This is a genomic window from Pseudomonas sp. NPDC087029, from assembly GCF_044745345.1.
Taxonomy (GTDB): Bacteria; Pseudomonadota; Gammaproteobacteria; order Pseudomonadales; family Pseudomonadaceae; genus Aquipseudomonas; species Aquipseudomonas faucium.
Map to the genome: position 1 here is coordinate 181718 of NZ_JBIVAB010000001.1, position 15353 is coordinate 197070.

The 15353-nt window shown below is 65.4% G+C and carries 13 protein-coding genes; 5 read left to right on the forward strand and 8 right to left on the reverse strand.

Annotated features, from left to right (window positions below):
* Positions 1-2: 2 nt before the first annotated feature.
* The 6 genes from ACIPG5_RS00835 to ACIPG5_RS00860 form a co-directional block, all read right to left on the reverse strand.
* Positions 3-3593, reverse strand: a complete 3591-nt coding sequence (locus tag ACIPG5_RS00835) for a transporter substrate-binding domain-containing protein (RefSeq protein WP_401372857.1) — start codon at positions 3591-3593, stop codon at positions 3-5.
* 7 nt (positions 3594-3600) lie between these two features.
* The gene (locus tag ACIPG5_RS00840; RefSeq protein WP_176517743.1) at positions 3601-4221 is read right to left on the reverse strand and encodes a response regulator transcription factor; all 621 of its coding nucleotides are present in this window, start codon (positions 4219-4221) and stop codon (positions 3601-3603) included.
* Between the two features lie 277 nt (positions 4222-4498).
* Positions 4499-5830: a deoxyguanosinetriphosphate triphosphohydrolase gene (locus tag ACIPG5_RS00845; protein ID WP_401372859.1), complete on the reverse strand. Its 1332-nt coding sequence runs from the start codon at positions 5828-5830 to the stop codon at positions 4499-4501.
* A 98-nt stretch (positions 5831-5928) separates the two neighbouring features.
* A complete protein-coding gene (locus ACIPG5_RS00850; RefSeq protein ID WP_176517741.1) occupies positions 5929-6258 on the reverse strand; it encodes a hypothetical protein in 330 nt (109 codons plus the stop codon).
* A complete protein-coding gene (locus ACIPG5_RS00855) occupies positions 6255-6629 on the reverse strand; it encodes a phage holin family protein (protein WP_176517740.1) in 375 nt (124 codons plus the stop codon). The genes ACIPG5_RS00850 and ACIPG5_RS00855 overlap by 4 nt, the downstream gene beginning before the upstream one ends.
* Positions 6630-6638: 9 nt before the next feature.
* A complete protein-coding gene (locus ACIPG5_RS00860) occupies positions 6639-6953 on the reverse strand; it encodes a YqjD family protein (protein WP_176517739.1) in 315 nt (104 codons plus the stop codon).
* 326 nt (positions 6954-7279) lie between these two features.
* On the opposite strand from ACIPG5_RS00860, the gene ACIPG5_RS00865 reads away from it, so the two are divergent.
* The 5 genes from ACIPG5_RS00865 to ACIPG5_RS00885 all read left to right on the forward strand — a co-directional run bounded on the left by ACIPG5_RS00865 (position 7280) and on the right by ACIPG5_RS00885 (position 10645).
* A complete protein-coding gene (locus ACIPG5_RS00865) occupies positions 7280-8488 on the forward strand; it encodes an ammonium transporter (protein ID WP_401372862.1) in 1209 nt (402 codons plus the stop codon).
* A 73-nt stretch (positions 8489-8561) separates the two neighbouring features.
* Positions 8562-8801 (forward strand): glutaredoxin family protein, encoded by a 240-nt coding sequence (locus ACIPG5_RS00870; RefSeq protein ID WP_176517737.1) that lies wholly within the window; start codon positions 8562-8564, stop codon positions 8799-8801.
* Positions 8802-8909: 108 nt separating this feature from the next.
* On the forward strand, positions 8910-9341 hold the full coding sequence (locus ACIPG5_RS00875) for a D-Ala-D-Ala carboxypeptidase family metallohydrolase (RefSeq protein WP_176517736.1): 432 nt from the start codon (positions 8910-8912) through the stop codon (positions 9339-9341).
* 65 nt (positions 9342-9406) lie between these two features.
* Positions 9407-9730, forward strand: coding sequence for a transcriptional regulator (locus tag ACIPG5_RS00880; protein WP_176517735.1), 324 nt, complete (start codon positions 9407-9409; stop codon positions 9728-9730).
* Between the two features lie 30 nt (positions 9731-9760).
* Positions 9761-10645 (forward strand): pseudouridine synthase, encoded by an 885-nt coding sequence (locus tag ACIPG5_RS00885; RefSeq protein ID WP_401372865.1) that lies wholly within the window; start codon positions 9761-9763, stop codon positions 10643-10645.
* Positions 10646-10730: 85 nt separating this feature from the next.
* Here the strand turns inward: ACIPG5_RS00885 and ACIPG5_RS00890 are convergent, their stop codons facing one another.
* Both ACIPG5_RS00890 and acnA read right to left on the reverse strand, forming a co-directional pair.
* Complete coding sequence (locus ACIPG5_RS00890; RefSeq protein ID WP_176517733.1) at positions 10731-12296, reverse strand: PAS domain-containing methyl-accepting chemotaxis protein; 1566 nt, start codon at positions 12294-12296, stop codon at positions 10731-10733.
* A gap of 111 nt (positions 12297-12407) precedes the next feature.
* On the reverse strand, positions 12408-15149 hold the full coding sequence (gene acnA, locus ACIPG5_RS00895; RefSeq protein WP_236235573.1) for an aconitate hydratase AcnA: 2742 nt from the start codon (positions 15147-15149) through the stop codon (positions 12408-12410).
* Positions 15150-15353 lie beyond the last annotated feature (204 nt).

A 15353-nucleotide genomic window follows, 5' to 3' on the forward strand; every position in this document is an offset into this window, starting at 1 on the left:
GATCAAGCCCTGGCCAGTTCCCTGGCCAGGGCTTTCTCCACACGGCGCATGTGCCGTGCCAATACCTGCCGACGCAGCCTCAGCTGTGGCACCGGCAACGCCTCCTCGCCCATGGCCTCGCAGGCCAGCATCATGCCCTTGGCTTCCAGCATCCGCGCGGCGCTGAGGATCTTGTGTGCCTGCTCGCCCAGCTCGAGGGCCTGGGTGTCGGGGTCAAGGCCCATCAGTTCGGCCAGGTCCTGTTGCAGGCTCTGGTGCAGGGCCGTGAGCAGGCGGTCGCGTTCGCTTGGGTTGTCGCCGACGATGCTGCGCAGGCCCTGCAAGTCGAACGGCGCCGCTTGCCCGTGCCGGGCAATCACCGCCAGGCGCTGGCTGAGTGTGCGCAGGCTGATGGGCTTGAGCAGGCAGTCGTCCATGCCGGCGCTCAGGCATTTCTGCCTGACTTCCGGCTGGGCGTTGGCGGTATAGCCGAGGATGACGCAGGGTGGCCGCTTGCTGCGGCGTTCTTCGGCGCGAATGGCGGCGGCCAGCTGGTAGCCGTTCATGTGCGGCATGTTGCAGTCCAGCACCAGCACATCGAACTGCCCGTTACGCCAGGTATCCAGGCCTTCGCGACCGCCGCTGGCGGTGGTTTGGCGAAGGCCCAGATAGCCCAGCTGCTGGGCCATCAGCAGCAGGTTGGCCGGGTGGTCGTCGACCACCAGCACGTTCAGGCGGGGGTCGGGGGTGTCGACCTCGTCTTCGATCGGCGCAGGCAAGGGCGGCGTAGTGGCAGGCTGCAGCGGCAGGGTCATGCGCACCTGGGTGCCGAAATCCGGCAGGCTCTTGATGCTCAGCCTGCCGCCCATCATTTCGCACAGGCTGCGGCAGATGGCCAGGCCCAGCCCGGTGCCTGCGCGGGCACCCTGGCTGTGCGGGTTGACCTGGACGAAGGGGTTAAACAGGCGCTGCAGGTCGTCGTCATGAATGCCGATGCCGCTGTCGCGTACCTCCAGCGCCAGGCTCGGGGCCGACCTTGGGCCTGCTTCGCGCAGGTTCAGGCACAGGCGCACATGGCCATGTTCGGTGAACTTGATGGCATTGCTGACCAGGTTGGAGAGAATCTGCTTGAAGCGCAGCGGGTCGAGCAACGCATGGCAGCGGGCGCTGGGGTTGATGATGACTTCCAGGGCCAACCCCTTGAGCCGCGCCTGGCCCTCGAAGATGCGGCCGACCGATTCGACCAGTGCCGCCACATCGACCGGCTCCGGCGCCAGGGTCAGGTGCCCGGACTCGATCCGCACGATGTCGAGGATATCGCCGATCAGGCCGAGCAGGTCCTTCGCCGAATGGTGGGCGACCTCCAGCGAAGTGCGGTCGACCTGGCCGTGGTTGGCACGCTTTACCGCCAGCTCGAGCATGCCAATCACGGCATTCATCGGCGTGCGGATCTCGTGGCTGATGGTGGCCAGGAAGGTGCTCTTGGCTCGGTTGGCCTCTTCGGCCTGCTGCTTGGCCTCGCGCAGTTCCTGCACCAGCTTGCGGCGTTCGCTGATGTCGATCCAGCCGCCGATGATGCCGCGTACTTCGCCCAGCGAATCGCGGTACGGCAGGATCCAGTGGTAGATGGTGATTTCCTGGTCCTTGAGCCGCAAGGGGCGGTCGACCACCAACGGCACGCCGGCGGCCATGACTTGCAGGTAGTCGGCCTGGATCTGCCGGGTTTGCTCGGTGGCAGCGAACAGGCTGTCTTCCAGGCGCTTGCCCAGCACCTGGTCGAGGTCTGCCTGCACCGCCTCCAGGTAACTGGCGTTGCAGCTTTGCAGGCAACCGTCGCGGTCTCGCACGTACATGGGGTGGGGCGTGCCGTTGAGCAGGGCGCCCATGAATTCCAGCTGGTCGCCGAGGGCGCGTTCGGCATGTTTGCGCTGGCGGATCTGCAGCCGCAGGTGGGCGTTCCAGATCAGCGCCAGCAACAGCAGCAGGCCGGTGCCCAGCAGCACTTGCAGGGCCAGGCGGCGAAACGGCGCCCAGCTGCCGTCGTCATGCCGGCTGAAGTCGCGCCAACGGTTGTTGATGCCGCCAAGCTCTTCCGGTGAGATGCTCAGCAAGGCTTTATCCAGGATCGACGCGAGCGCCGTGGCCTGGGCAGCGGTGGCCATGGCGAAGGTGGCCGGCTCGCTGCCCACCGTGCGGCGGATGGCCAGGTCGGCATTGCCGGCCAGGGCATGGTTGGCGTCGACCAGCGTGGTGATCACGCCATCGACGGCGTCACTGCTGAGCAAGGCCATGGAATAGAACGGGCTGTCCGTCTCGATCCAGCCGATTTGCGGGTAGCGGCTGGCCAGCAGCTCTGCCATGGCGCTGTAGCGGGTGATCGCGATACGGCGCCCATGCAGTTGCTCGAGCGATGCGTACTCGTTGTCCTCGGCGCGGGTCACCAGCACGTAGGGGCTTTCGAGGTAGGGGCGGCTCATCTGCAGGCGCAGGTCGCGCGCGCCCTCTACCGCCAGGGCGGCGATCATGTTGACGCGCCCGTCTTCAAGGCGGGCGACCATGTCGGCAATGCCATTGGCCCGCTGCACCTCGAAACGCAAGCCGGTGCGCAGGCGAATCAACTCCAGCAGGTCGGCCGTTATGCCGCGAAAATGCCCGTTGCTGTCGAAATAGGACAGCGGTGCTGCGGTTTCGTCGATGGCCACCTGCATGATCGGGTGCTCCTGCAACCAGTGCGCCTCGGCTGGCGTGAGGTGCAGATGGCGATTGTTCAGCAGCAGCTCGCCACCGGCGCTCCAGCGCTTGAGCAGGCTGGCGCGCACGCTGCCTGGTTGATGCTCGAGGGCTGCATTCACCAGCTCGATCAGCAGGTTGTCATCGGCCCGCATGGCGAAGCCGAAGCCGACGTTTTCGTGCTCGCCGAAACTGGCCATGCGCAAGCGTGGCAGGTGGCCGCGATTGAGTTGGTAATGGGTGGAGAGGGTATCGCCGATGAACACGTCGGCCTGGCCGAAGGCAACGGCATTCAAGGCTTGCGAGGAAGAACCGAAAGCCAGCAGTTCGGCTTCGGGGTAGGCGGCGAGGATGTCCTGGGTGGGCAGGTAGTGATACAGCATGCCCAGGCGCATGCCGTGCATGCCCGGGGCGAGCGCGCGCCGCTCGTCCTCGCGGGTGACCAGCACCGGCTGGTCGATGGCATAGGGGTGGGAAAGGGCCAGGCCATCGGTGGCGGCTTCATAGCCATTGGCGCTGCCGAGCAGGTCGATGTCACCGCGTTTGAGCGCCGCCACTGCCGCTTGCCGGCTGGAATAGCGCTTGACCTGGATCGGCAGCTGCAGGGCCTTGCCGATCAGGTCGGCGTATTCGGCCGTCAAACCCTGGTAGTCGCGGCCACCACTGGTGATGTCGAAGGGGGGATAGTCAGGCGCCGAGGTGCCCAGGGTCAGCTGTTGACGCTCCTGCAGCCATTGCTGCTGCGCCGGTGTGGGCTGCAGCCGCACCGCTGCCGCCGATGAGCGGGCGAGCAAGGTGTAGGGCATGGCCTCCTGTTCCGAGGCCTGGGCACAGCCTGCGCAAGCTGCCAGGCAAACGAGCAGGACGGCTAGAAATCGCGCCATGTCTGCCTCAGACCAGCGCGTTGCGTTTGGCCATTTCGATGAGGTCGACCAGGGTGTCGACCTGAAGCTTCTGCATCAGGCGTTTCTTGTAGGTACTGACGGTCTTGTTGCTCAGAAACATGCCGGAGGCGATTTCCTTGTTGCTTCTTCCCTGGGCAAAAAGTTGCAGCACCATCAACTCGCGATCATTGACCTGGCGGAACAGTTTGAGGTCGGCTTGCGCTGATTGCGGGCCATTGTTGACGGTCTGGCTGGGGAAATAATTGTAGCCGGCAAGTACGGCTTTTATTGCACTGAGCAATTCACTCAGGTCTTCCTGCTTGCACACATAGCCAGCGGCGCCTGAGTGCATGCAACGCAGGGCGAACAGCGCCGGTGATTGCGCGGTAAGAACCAGTACCTTGGAGGGCAGGGCCATGGCCTGGAAGCGTGACAGCACCTCGAGGCCGTCCAGCCGGGGGATGCTGATGTCGAGGATTACCAGGTCTGGAAGCGTTTCGCGCACCATTTGCATGGCGTCTACGCCATTGTCGGACTCGCCGACGATCTTGTAGCTCTGGTTTTCGAGCAACATACGGACAGCCAGGCGAATGACCGGGTGATCATCGACTATGAATACGGAATACATGTGCAAGTTCCCTGCGGCGGATGACGAAGGCAGGGCGCACCTTAACGCAGTTGAAAGTTGTCGGGGACGCGTGGAGAGGCGAATGCGGCGTTATGGGAAATTGCCTACAACACAAAGCAACTTGCGCCACGAAGTGTAATAAAACAATTCCGAGTTCAGGCTATTTTCAATGCCCGTAACGTCGAGTTGTTCGCCAGTGTTTAATGATTGAACGTCGACTGTAGGAAGCATCCTACAAAAACCGCCCGGCAGTCGCGCCAGGCGGCATCGCAGGCATTCAGGACGGGGTCGATTGGCCAGTCATTTCCCGCGCCATCTCACTGGCATAGCTGTCGGTCATGCCGGCAATGAAGTCGATCATGCGCAGGAACGACTTGTACAGCGAGTCATGCGGGTTGGGCGCACTGTTGCCGAGCAGGTCGAGCACCCGGCGGCTCTTGAACGAGGGCGTGCGCCCGCCTTGTTGTTCGAGGGCCGCGGCGCAGAAGGTGTTGAGCAGGATTTCCAGGGTGGTGTAGGCGCCGATCTCGTGCAGTGTCTTGCGTTTGTCCTGGAAGATCTTGTTGCGCGCCATGTCCTTGGCCTGCAGGACGCAACGCTTGGCCGGGCCATGCATGTGCTCGACCAGGTCGCCGCTCAACTGCCCGGCCAGCAGTGCCTGCTGCTGTTCGACGAAGGCGTGGGCGGCGGCGTTGGTCAGGTGTTCGATGGCCTTGCCACGCAGAATCGCCAGCTTGCGCCGCCGCGAATCGGACGGGCCGAGCTGGCGGTAGGTTTCCGGCAGGTCGTCACCCACCAGGTCGAGCAGCAGCGCCTCGACCTCGGCGTAGTGCAGCAGCTCCATTTCCAGGCCGTCTTCCAGGTCGATCAAGGCATAGCAGATGTCGTCCGCGGCCTCCATCAGGTACACCAGCGGGTGGCGCGCCCAACGTTGCTCTTCCAGAAGCGGCAGGCCCAGCTTGCGGGCGATCTGCTCGAGCAGCGGCAGCTCGCTCTGGTAGCAGCCGAACTTGTGCTTCTTGTAGCCCAGGGCGTCGGCGTGGCGCGCCGTCCAGGGGTACTTCAGGTAGGTGCCGAGGGTGGCGTAGGTCAGCCGGGTGCCGCCATCGAACTGATGATACTCAAGCTGGGTCAGCACCCGAAAACCCTGGGCATTGCCTTCGAAATTGAGGAAGTCGCCGCGCTCGTCGTCGCTCATGTCGTCCAGCCAGCCACGCCCGGCGGCCTGCTGGAACCAGTGGCGGATGGCATCTTCGCCAGAGTGGCCGAAGGGCGGGTTGCCGATGTCGTGGGCCAGGCAGGCGGACTGCACGATCATGCCCAGGTCGCTGGGCGCGCACCAGTCGGGCAGGCTGTCGCGCAGGGTCTCGCCCACGCGCATGCCCAGCGAGCGGCCGACGCAGCTGACCTCCAGCGAGTGGGTCAGGCGGGTATGGATATGGTCATTGCTGGTAACGGGGTGGACCTGGGTCTTGCGCCCCAGGCGGCGAAACGCGCCTGAGAAGATGATCCGGTCGTGGTCCTTGTGGAAGGGGCTGCGCCCCAGTTCTTCAGAGCTGTACAGGGCTTTGCCCAGGCGCTCGCGGGTGAGCAGGGTGTGCCAGTCCAAGGCGCGGTCTCCTGTCGATCGAAGGGCATAGCATCCTGTGTCAGGCAGGGCTGCGCAAGGGTGGGCAGGCACCGCTGGCCAGCCAGCGGTGCACAGGGTCAGGGACGCCGGCCTGCCTGCAGGTACAGGCGTACCAGCGGCAGCAGGCTGCTGCCCAGGCGCACCAGGCGCGACAGGTTGCCGCTGCGCACGCCCTTGCCGGTCAGAAAGCCCAGCGCTACTACGGCGCCAATGCCCCACAGCGGCGCGTGCTTGATGCCCAGGCCTTCGTGCAGCGAGCCGCCCATGCCGCGCAGGCGCTGCAACGGTTGCAGCAGCTGCCCGGATTCGTGGCGGATTTCCTGGCGGTGCATCTCCATGCGCAAACGCAGCAGGGCCTTGCGCAATTCTCTTGGGTTACGGGTGTTCGGCAGTTCAGGCAGGCTCATGGCAGCAGGCGCTCCCGGTCCTTGGCAAGTTCTTCGAGGGTGGCACCGAAGGGCGACGACTCGTCGAACACCGCAGCCTTGAGCCGCAGTGCGCAATACAGCGCAGCGATGCCGTAGAACACGCACAGGCCGACGATGCCGGCCAGGCGATAGCTGTCCCACAACAGCACCAGCAACAGGCCCGACAGCGCCGTGAGCAGCAGCAGCGCGAACACCAGCGCCAGGCCCGCGAACAGCAGCAGGCTCAGGGTGCGGCCCTTCTGCTCCTGCAACTCGATGCCGAACAGTTCGATATGGCTGTGCAGCAGCCCCAGCAGTGCCGCGCCCAGGCGCTTGCCCGAGGCGCCGCTGGCAATGGCGTCATTCTCCATGGGGGCTCCTCAACGCCGATTGGCCAGCAGGCCGATCAGCAGGCCGACACCGGCGGCGATGCCGATGGCCTGCCAGGGGTTGTCCTGAACGTACTGCTCGGCCGTACCCAGCGCCGCTTCGCCGCGCTCCTTCACCGACTCCTGGGTCAGCTGCAGGGTCTCGCGGGCCTGGGTCAGGCGGTCGTGAATCTGCCCGCGCAATTCGTCGGCCTGGTCGCCCGCCAGGTTGGCGGTGTCAGCCAGCAGTTTCTCGGTATCACGGACCAAGGCCTGGAAGTCAGCCATCAGTATGTCTTGTGCAGTCTTTGCCGATTTGCTGGCCATGGGGCTCTCTCCCTGTGTGGTGTGTAGATCATTCGAGTTTGCCGGTGCGCCGAAGGTTCAGTGCGGCGCTGGTACAGGCCTTGCTAAGCCATTGCCCGATGGCGCTTGCCACAACCCGGGGCAGTGCCTGGGGTTGTGCGCCGATTCAGGGCGAGCGCGCCCGGCGCGTACCGATAAACCTTAACCCAATCCACGACAAACCCAAGAAAAAACTCTGCAGGCTTCGCCCGGGCCGGAAAACCTGGGCAAGGAGCTGGCACCGATTCGGTGCAGGGATGCAGGCGCTTGAACTGTCCTGGTGCCTTTTCAGCAGGTCTGCCTCTTTCATGGAAAACACCCACAGCGCGATGGACTCCCTGGTCCACGGTTCCAACACCCTGTTCATCCTCATGGGCGCCATTCTGGTGCTGGCCATGCATGCCGGCTTCGCCTTCCTCGAAGTGGGCACGGTGCGCCACAAGAACCAGGTCAATGCCCTGTCGAAGATCCTCAGCGATTTCGCCATCTCGGCCTTGGTGTATTTCTTCATCGGCTACTGGATCGCCTACGGCGTGAACTTCTTCCAGCCGGCGGCGCAGCTGGCGGCCGACCACGGCTATGCCCTGGTCAAGTGTTTCTTCCTGCTGACCTTCGCGGCGGCGATCCCGGCGATCATCTCCGGCGGCATCGCCGAGCGCGCGCGTTTCGTCCCGCAGCTGTGCGCAACGGCATTGATCGTGGCGTTCATCTACCCCTTCTTCGAAGGCGTGGTGTGGAATGGCAACCTGGGCATCCAGGGCTGGCTGCAGGCGTGCTTCGGTGCGCCGTTCCATGACTTTGCAGGCTCGGTGGTGGTGCATGCCATGGGCGGCTGGCTGGCACTGGCCGCCGTGCTGCTGCTGGGGGCGCGGCGCGGGCGCTACCGCGACGGCCGCCTGGTGGCCTTTGCGCCGTCGAGCATCCCGTTCCTTGCCCTGGGCTCGTGGATCCTGATCATCGGCTGGTTCGGCTTCAACGTGATGAGCGCCCAGACCCTGCAGGGTGTCAGCGGCCTGGTGGCGATCAACTCGCTGATGGCCATGGTCGGCGGCACCCTGGCGGCCTTGCTGGCTGGCCGCAACGACCCAGGTTTCCTGCACAACGGGCCGCTGGCCGGGCTGGTGGCGATTTGCGCAGGCTCCGACCTGATGCACCCGATCGGTGCGCTGGCCACCGGGCTGGTGGCGGGGGTGCTGTTCGTGTGGAGCTTCACCGCTGCGCAAAACCGCTGGAAGATCGACGACGTGCTGGGCGTCTGGCCACTGCACGGGCTGTGCGGGCTGTGGGGCGGCATCGCTTGCGGCATCTTCGGCCAGGCGGCCCTGGGTGGCATGGGCGGGGTCAGCCTTGCCAGCCAGTTGATCGGCAGCCTGGCGGGGGTGGTGGTGGCATTGGCCGGCGGTTTTGCCGTGTATGGCCTCATCCGCCGCCTGCATGGCCTGCGCCTGAGCCACGAGCAGGAGTTCCAGGGGGCCGACTTGTCGCTGCACCGCATCGGCGCCACCAGCCAGGATTGACCCCGGCAGGGTGCGCAAGGGGCGGGGCGGGCCTAGAATAGGTGTCTGTCCCCTGCCTAGCGAGTCCTGCTCCATGCTGCCTGAATGCCAACTCTTCGGCACTGTCGGCTGCCACTTGTGCGAAGTGGCCGAAGCCGTGCTGATGCCATTTGTCGAACATGGCCTGCTGGTCGAGCTGGTCGATATCGCCGACAGCGAGGCACTGTTCGAGCGCTATGGCCTGACCATCCCGGTGCTGCGGCGCAGCGATACCGGTGCCGAGTTGCACTGGCCGTTCGATGGCGAACAGGTGGTGGCGTTTCTGGGGCAGTGAAAACGCCTGGGGAATGGTATCCCTGCGCCATGATCAATGCTGCGCTGTGATGATCGGGTGCCGGCGCACCGATGCCGGCATCATTCATAGGTCGTCAGGAATCCAGCCATGTTCATCACCCCTCATTTCACCCTCGATGAAATGATCGTTTCGCAGCTCGCAGCCAGGGACGGGCTCGACAACACCCCACCACCCGAGGCACGCGCCAACCTGCAGTTGCTGTGCAGCGTACTGGAACAGGTACGCGCCCTGTTCGGTGTGCCGATTGTCGTCAGCAGCGGCTACCGCAGCGTGGCTGTCAACAAGCGCGTTGGCGGCGCGGCCACCAGCCAGCATGTGCAGGGGCTGGCGGCAGACTTCACGGTATTGGGAATGACCCCGCGCGAGGTGGTGCGCCAGGTCAGCGAGAGCGCCGTGGCCTTCGACCAGCTGATCCTCGAATTCGACCGCTGGGTGCACCTGTCGGTGGCGCAGGCCGCGCCACGCCGGCAGGTGCTGACCATCCGCAAAGGCACAGGCTACCTGCCGGGGCTGCAATAAGCCGCATTGACGGCGGCAAGCGCTTGTTCGTATGCTGTATATAAATACAGTATCGAGGTGAATGCATGCTCAACGTCGAGCAACTCAAGTACAGCGTCAACCGCATGCCGGTAGAGCGGGTGGCCGAAGCTGTGCTGGAAATGCGCCTTGAAGGCCTGGTCACCGAGGACCGCACGCCGTTCGGCAAGGTCCATTTCAATACCTGTTTCGCCGAGATCGAAGCGCTGTTCCAGCGTGCCGGCTATCACCGGGGGTTGGACGTGGTGGGTTACGAGGGCTTGCTGTATGCGCTCTACGACCCTGGCCGCTGGGAGCCCGTGCAGGTATTGCGCTGGCTGAAGGCGCGCAGCGAGGGCGAGGCTGGTTGCGTTGCCGGGCTTGGGGGATAATGCTCGGCTTTGATCGATTCGAGTTACGCCATGACCAGCCCCTTCGACCCTGCCCGCCAGCAAGCCAGCACGGTGTGCCTGCCACCTGGCAACTGGGCCACGGTGCTCGATTGCCTGTGCGACCACTTCAAGGCCATTGGCCGTGAGCAGTGGCTCGACCGTTTTGCCCGTGGCCGGGTGCTCGACGCCCAGGGGCAGGCGGTCGCTGCCGACCTGCCTTACCGGCGCGGCATGCGCCTGCACTATTTCCGTGAGGTGGCCAACGAGCGGCCGATCCCGGTGGAGGAGGCCATCCTGCACGTCGACGAGCACCTGGTGGTGGCCGACAAGCCGCACTTCCTGCCCGTCACGCCGACCGGCGAGTACGTCGAGCAAACCTTGCTCCGGCGCTTGATCCGCCGCCTGGACAACCCGCACCTGGTGCCCTTGCACCGCATCGACCGGCACACCGCGGGGCTGGTGCTGTTCTCCGCCAACCCGCAAACCCGCAGCGCCTATCAGCGGCTGTTCCCGGAGCGGCGTATCGACAAGCGCTACCAGGCCATCGCCGCCGCCATGCCCCAGCACGCGTTTCCGCGGGTGCACAAAAGCCGGCTGGTGCACGGCGAGCCGTTTTTCCGCATGCATGAAGTGGACGGGGTAGATAACAGCGAAACCCACGCCGAGGTGCTGGAGAAGCAGGGTGAGCTGTGGCGCTACGGCCTGTCGCCGGTCACCGGCAAAACTCACCAGTTGCGGGTACACATGGCAGCCCTTGGGGCGGGTATCTGCAATGACCCGTTCTATCCCGACCTGCTCGAGGAACACGACGATTACCAGCGGCCCCTGAAGCTGCTGGCGCACAGCTTGCGCTTCAGCGACCCGTTGACGGGCGAGGAGCGCTACTTCGAAAGCCGCCTGACGCTGGATTGGTAGGCGGTTGCAGCCCATGAGGGCCTCATCGCCGGCAAGCCGGCTCCCACAGAGCTGTCAGTGCCTGTGGCGATGAGGCCCTGCGAACTTAGCGGTTGAAGCGCTCCACCAGCGAGTACTGGCCGCCTGCCGTGCTGCTCAAGGCTTCGCTGAGCAACGCCGAGTGCTGGGCCTGTTCGGCGGTTTCGTCGGCCAGGGTGGCGATGGTGCTGATGTTGCGGCTGATCTCGTCCGCCACGGCGGTCTGCTCTTCGGTGGCTGCGGCAATCTGCGTGGCCATGTCGGTGATGTTGGCCACCGCCTCGCTGATGCCGACCAGCGCCTGGTCGGCCTGCATGACCCGCTCGACACCTTCCTGGGCCTGACGGTGGCCGCTTTCCATGGTCTGCACCGCGTTGTTGGCGGTTTGCTGCAGCTTGGCGATCAGGCCGTGGATCTGCCCGGTGGACTCGGCGGTACGCTGGGCCAGCTGGCGCACTTCGTCGGCGACCACGGCAAAACCGCGGCCCATTTCACCGGCACGCGCCGCTTCGATGGCGGCATTGAGCGCCAGCAGGTTGGTCTGGTCGGCGATGCCTTTGATCACGTCTACCACGCCACCGATTTCGTCGCTGTCCTTGGCCAGCTGGGTCACGGTCGCGCCGGTTTCGCCCACGGCACTGGACAGGCGCTCGATGGCGTCGCGGGTTTCCCCGGCAATCTGCCGGCCCTGGGCGGTCAGGCGGTTGGCTTCCTGGGTGGCATCGGCGGTGCGCTGCACGTGGTTGGCCACCTCCTGGGTGGTGGCGGCCATCTGGTTGACGGCGGTGGCGACCTGTTCGGTTTCCACGCGCTGGCGCTCCAGCCCCGATGAGCTCTTGTGCGCCAGCTCATCGGACTGGCGTGCCTGCTCGCTGAGGTGTTCGGCGCTGTCCTGCAGGCGGGTCAGGCAGGTCTTCAGGCGTGCATCCTGGCTGAGCATGGCCATTTCCAGGCGAGCCTGGACGCCCCGGCTGTCGGTGTACATCTGCGCGATCAGCGGGTCGGAGGTGGTTTGTTCGGCCAGGCGCAGCAGGCGCTTGAGGCCCCGTTGCTGCCAGCCCAGCCCCATCAGGCCAAGCGGCACCGACAGGCCAGCGGCCAGGGCGAAGCCCCAGGAGTGGCCCAGCCAGTTGCCGATCAGGAAGCCGACCTGGCTGACCAGGATGAACGGCAGCCAGTCCTGCAGCACCGGCAGCCACTTGTCGCGGCGCGGAATGGCGGTCTTGCCCTGGTTGATGCGCTGGTACAGCGCCTCGGCGCGGCGGATCTGCTCGGCGCTGGGCTTGACCCGCACCGATTCGAAACCGACCACCTGGTTGTTGTCGAAAACCGGCGTGACATAGGCGTTGACCCAGTAGTGGTCGCCCGACTTGCAACGGTTCTTGACGATGCCCATCCATGGCAAGCCTTGCTTGAGGGTTTGCCACATGTGGGCGAACACCGCCGCCGGCACGTCGGGGTGACGTACCAGGTTGTGCGGCGCGCCGGTCAGCTCCTCGCGCGAGAAACCGCTGATCTCGATGAAGGCATCGTTGCAGTAGGTGATCACACCCTTGGCGTTGGTGGTGGAGATCAACCGTTGTTGGGCGGGGAAGGTCCGCTCGCGTTGAGTAATCGGCTGGTTGTTACGCATGGGTCGTGTAATCCGCAAGGCTTTGAACAGGTATCGGCAGGCCAGCGGTTTTGTTGAATGATTAATTGCAAGGCAAGGTGGGGAAGGGGCCGCAGGGCGGCCCCGGAGGCTTCAGCTCGCGATCAATTGGCGCAACACGTAGTGCAGGATCCCACCGGCCTTGAAGTACTCCACTTCATTGACCGTATCGATGCGGCACAGCACCTCGATCTGCTGCTGTTGGCCATCCTCGCGGGTGATCAGCAGCTGCAGGCTCATGCCCGGTTTGATCTGCGCGCCAGCCAGCCCCAGCACATCGATCCGCTCCTTGCCGGTCAGGCCCAGTTGCTTGCGGTCGTTGCCCGGCTTGAACTGCAGGGGCAGCACGCCCATGCCCACCAGGTTGGAGCGGTGAATGCGCTCGAAGCTCTCCGCCAGCACCGCCTTGACCCCCAGCAGGTTGGTGCCCTTGGCCGCCCAGTCGCGGCTGGACCCGGTGCCGTACTCCTGGCCGGCGATCACCACCAGTGGCGTGCCCTCGGCCTGGTAGCGCATGGCCGCATCGTAGATCGACAGCTTCTCGCCGGTGGGCACGTACAGCGTATTGCCGCCTTCCTCGCCGCCGAGCATCTCGTTGCGGATGCGGATGTTGGCGAAGGTGCCGCGCATCATCACCTCGTGGTTGCCGCGGCGCGAGCCGTAGGAGTTGAAGTCGCGCGGCTCCACGCCCTTCTCGCGCAGGTAGCGCCCGGCCGGGCTGTCGGCCTTGATGTTGCCGGCAGGGGAGATGTGGTCGGTGGTCACCGAATCGCCGAGCAGGGCGAGGATGCGGGCACCCTGGATGTTCTCGATGACCGGCAGCGGCCCGCCGATGTCGTCGAAGAATGGCGGGTGCTGGATGTAGGTGGAGTCGTCCTGCCAGACGTAGGTGGCCGCCTGCGGCACTTCGATCGCCTGCCACTGGGCGTCGCCGGCGAACACCTCGGCGTACTCCTTGTGGAACATGGCGGTATCGACCTTGGCGACGGCTTCGGCGATTTCCTGCTGGGTCGGCCAGATGTCGCGCAGGTACACCGGTTGGCCATCCTTGCCGGTGCCCAGGGCGTCCTTGGTCAGGTCCACGCGCACGCTGCCGGCCAGGGCATAGGCCACCACCAGCGGTGGCGAGGCCAGCCAGTTGGTCTTGACCAGCGGGTGCACGCGGCCTTCGAAGTTGCGGTTGCCCGAGAGCACCGAGGCGACGGTGAGGTCGGCGCTGCTGATGGCCTTTTCGACGGCCTCATCCAGCGGGCCGGAGTTGCCGATGCAGGTGGTGCAGCCATAGCCGACCAGGTCGAAGCCGAGCTGGTCCAGGTAGGGGGTGAGCCCGGCGGCGTTGTAGTAGTCGGTGACCACCTTGGAGCCAGGCGCCAGCGAGCTCTTGACCCACGGCTTGCGCTGCAGGCCCTTTTCCAGGGCCTTTTTCGCCACCAGCCCGGCCGCCATCATCACGCTGGGGTTGGAGGTGTTGGTGCAGGAGGTGATCGCGGCGATCACCACGGCGCCGTGGCGCAGGGTGTGGGTCTGGCCGCCGTGGCTGTAGTCGATCTCGCCGGCCTGGTCGGCATTGCCCACCGCCACGCCACCGCCGCCTTCGCTTTCCAGGCGGCCGACTTCCTTGGCCAGCACCTTGGGCTGCTGCTCGATGAAATGGTTGAAGGCCTGGCTGACCTGGCCCAGCGCGACCCTGTCCTGGGGCCGCTTGGGTCCGGCCAGGCTGGCTTCGACCTCGCCCATGTCCAGCGCCAGGGTATCGCTGAAGATCGGCTCCTGCCCCGGCAGGCGCCACAGGCCCTGTGCCTTGCAGTACTGCTCGACCAGCTGCACGGTTTCGCTCGGCCGGCCCGACAGGCGCAGGTAATCGAGGGTGACCTCATCGACCGGGAAGAAACCACAGGTGGCGCCATACTCAGGCGCCATGTTGGCGATGGTGGCGCGGTCGGCCAGCGGCAGGTCGGCCAGGCCATCGCCGTAAAACTCGACGAACTTGCCGACCACGCCCTTCTTGCGCAGCATCTGCGTCACCGTCAGCACCAGGTCGGTGGCGGTGATGCCTTCGCGCAGTTTGCCGGTCAGCTTGAAGCCGATCACTTCGGGGATCAGCATCGACACCGGCTGGCCGAGCATGGCCGCCTCCGCCTCGATGCCGCCCACGCCCCAGCCGAGCACGCCCAGGCCGTTGATCATGGTGGTGTGCGAATCGGTACCGACCAGGGTGTCGGGGAAGGCGTAGGTGCGGCCGTCCGCTTCACGGGTCCAGACCGTGCGCCCCAGGTATTCCAGGTTGACCTGGTGGCAGATGCCGGTGCCCGGCGGCACCACGCGGAAGTTGTCGAACGCGCTCTGGCCCCAGCGCAGGAAGGCGTAGCGTTCGCCGTTGCGCTGCATCTCGATGTCGACGTTTTCGCCGAACGCCTGGGGCGTGGCGTAGCGGTCGACCATCACCGAGTGGTCGATCACCAGATCCACCGGCGACAGCGGGTTGATCCGCTGCGGGTCGCCACCGGCCTTAGCCATGGCGGCGCGCATGGCGGCGAGGTCGACCACCGCCGGCACGCCGGTGAAGTCCTGCATCAGCACCCGCGCCGGGCGGTACTGGATCTCGCGGTCGGAACGGCGCTCCTGCAGCCAGCTGGCGAGGGCGCGCAGGTCGTCGCCGCGCACGGTTTCGCCGTCTTCCCAGCGCAACAGGTTTTCCAGCAGCACCTTGAGCGACATGGGCAGGCGCTGCAGGTCGCCGAGCTGGCGCGCAGCCTCGGTGAGGCTGTAGTAGTGGTAGGTGTGGTCGGCTACCTTCAGGGTCTTGAGGGTGTTCAGGCTATCGAGCGAGGGCATTGCCAACTCCTTATGCACCGGTGCCCGGCCTTTGGCGTGGCCGGTGCACCGCTCTGTTTCGGCCCGCACGGCACGGACCTGGCTGAATGGTCAGGTTAGCCCGGTTTGGCGCCCCTGACCCTTTTCTGGACCGGCGGGGCGTGTCGCAGGTTCCGAACTTCCTTTATCATCGCCGCCCTGCCGGCGCCCGTAGCGCGCCAGCCG

Coding starts and splice junctions, on each gene's coding strand:
- ACIPG5_RS00835 (WP_401372857.1), bottom strand. CDS start 3,593: ATGGCGCGATTTCTAGCCGTCCTGCTCGTTTGCCTGGCAGCTTGCGCA.
- ACIPG5_RS00840 (WP_176517743.1), bottom strand. CDS start 4,221: ATGTATTCCGTATTCATAGTCGATGATCACCCGGTCATTCGCCTGGCT.
- ACIPG5_RS00850 (WP_176517741.1), bottom strand. CDS start 6,258: ATGAGCCTGCCTGAACTGCCGAACACCCGTAACCCAAGAGAATTGCGC.
- ACIPG5_RS00855 (WP_176517740.1), bottom strand. CDS start 6,629: ATGGAGAATGACGCCATTGCCAGCGGCGCCTCGGGCAAGCGCCTGGGC.
- ACIPG5_RS00860 (WP_176517739.1), bottom strand. CDS start 6,953: ATGGCCAGCAAATCGGCAAAGACTGCACAAGACATACTGATGGCTGAC.
- ACIPG5_RS00865 (WP_401372862.1), top strand. CDS start 7,280: ATGGAAAACACCCACAGCGCGATGGACTCCCTGGTCCACGGTTCCAAC.
- ACIPG5_RS00870 (WP_176517737.1), top strand. CDS start 8,562: ATGCTGCCTGAATGCCAACTCTTCGGCACTGTCGGCTGCCACTTGTGC.
- ACIPG5_RS00875 (WP_176517736.1), top strand. CDS start 8,910: ATGTTCATCACCCCTCATTTCACCCTCGATGAAATGATCGTTTCGCAG.
- ACIPG5_RS00880 (WP_176517735.1), top strand. CDS start 9,407: ATGCTCAACGTCGAGCAACTCAAGTACAGCGTCAACCGCATGCCGGTA.
- ACIPG5_RS00885 (WP_401372865.1), top strand. CDS start 9,761: ATGACCAGCCCCTTCGACCCTGCCCGCCAGCAAGCCAGCACGGTGTGC.
- ACIPG5_RS00890 (WP_176517733.1), bottom strand. CDS start 12,296: ATGCGTAACAACCAGCCGATTACTCAACGCGAGCGGACCTTCCCCGCC.
- acnA (WP_236235573.1), bottom strand. CDS start 15,149: ATGCCCTCGCTCGATAGCCTGAACACCCTCAAGACCCTGAAGGTAGCC.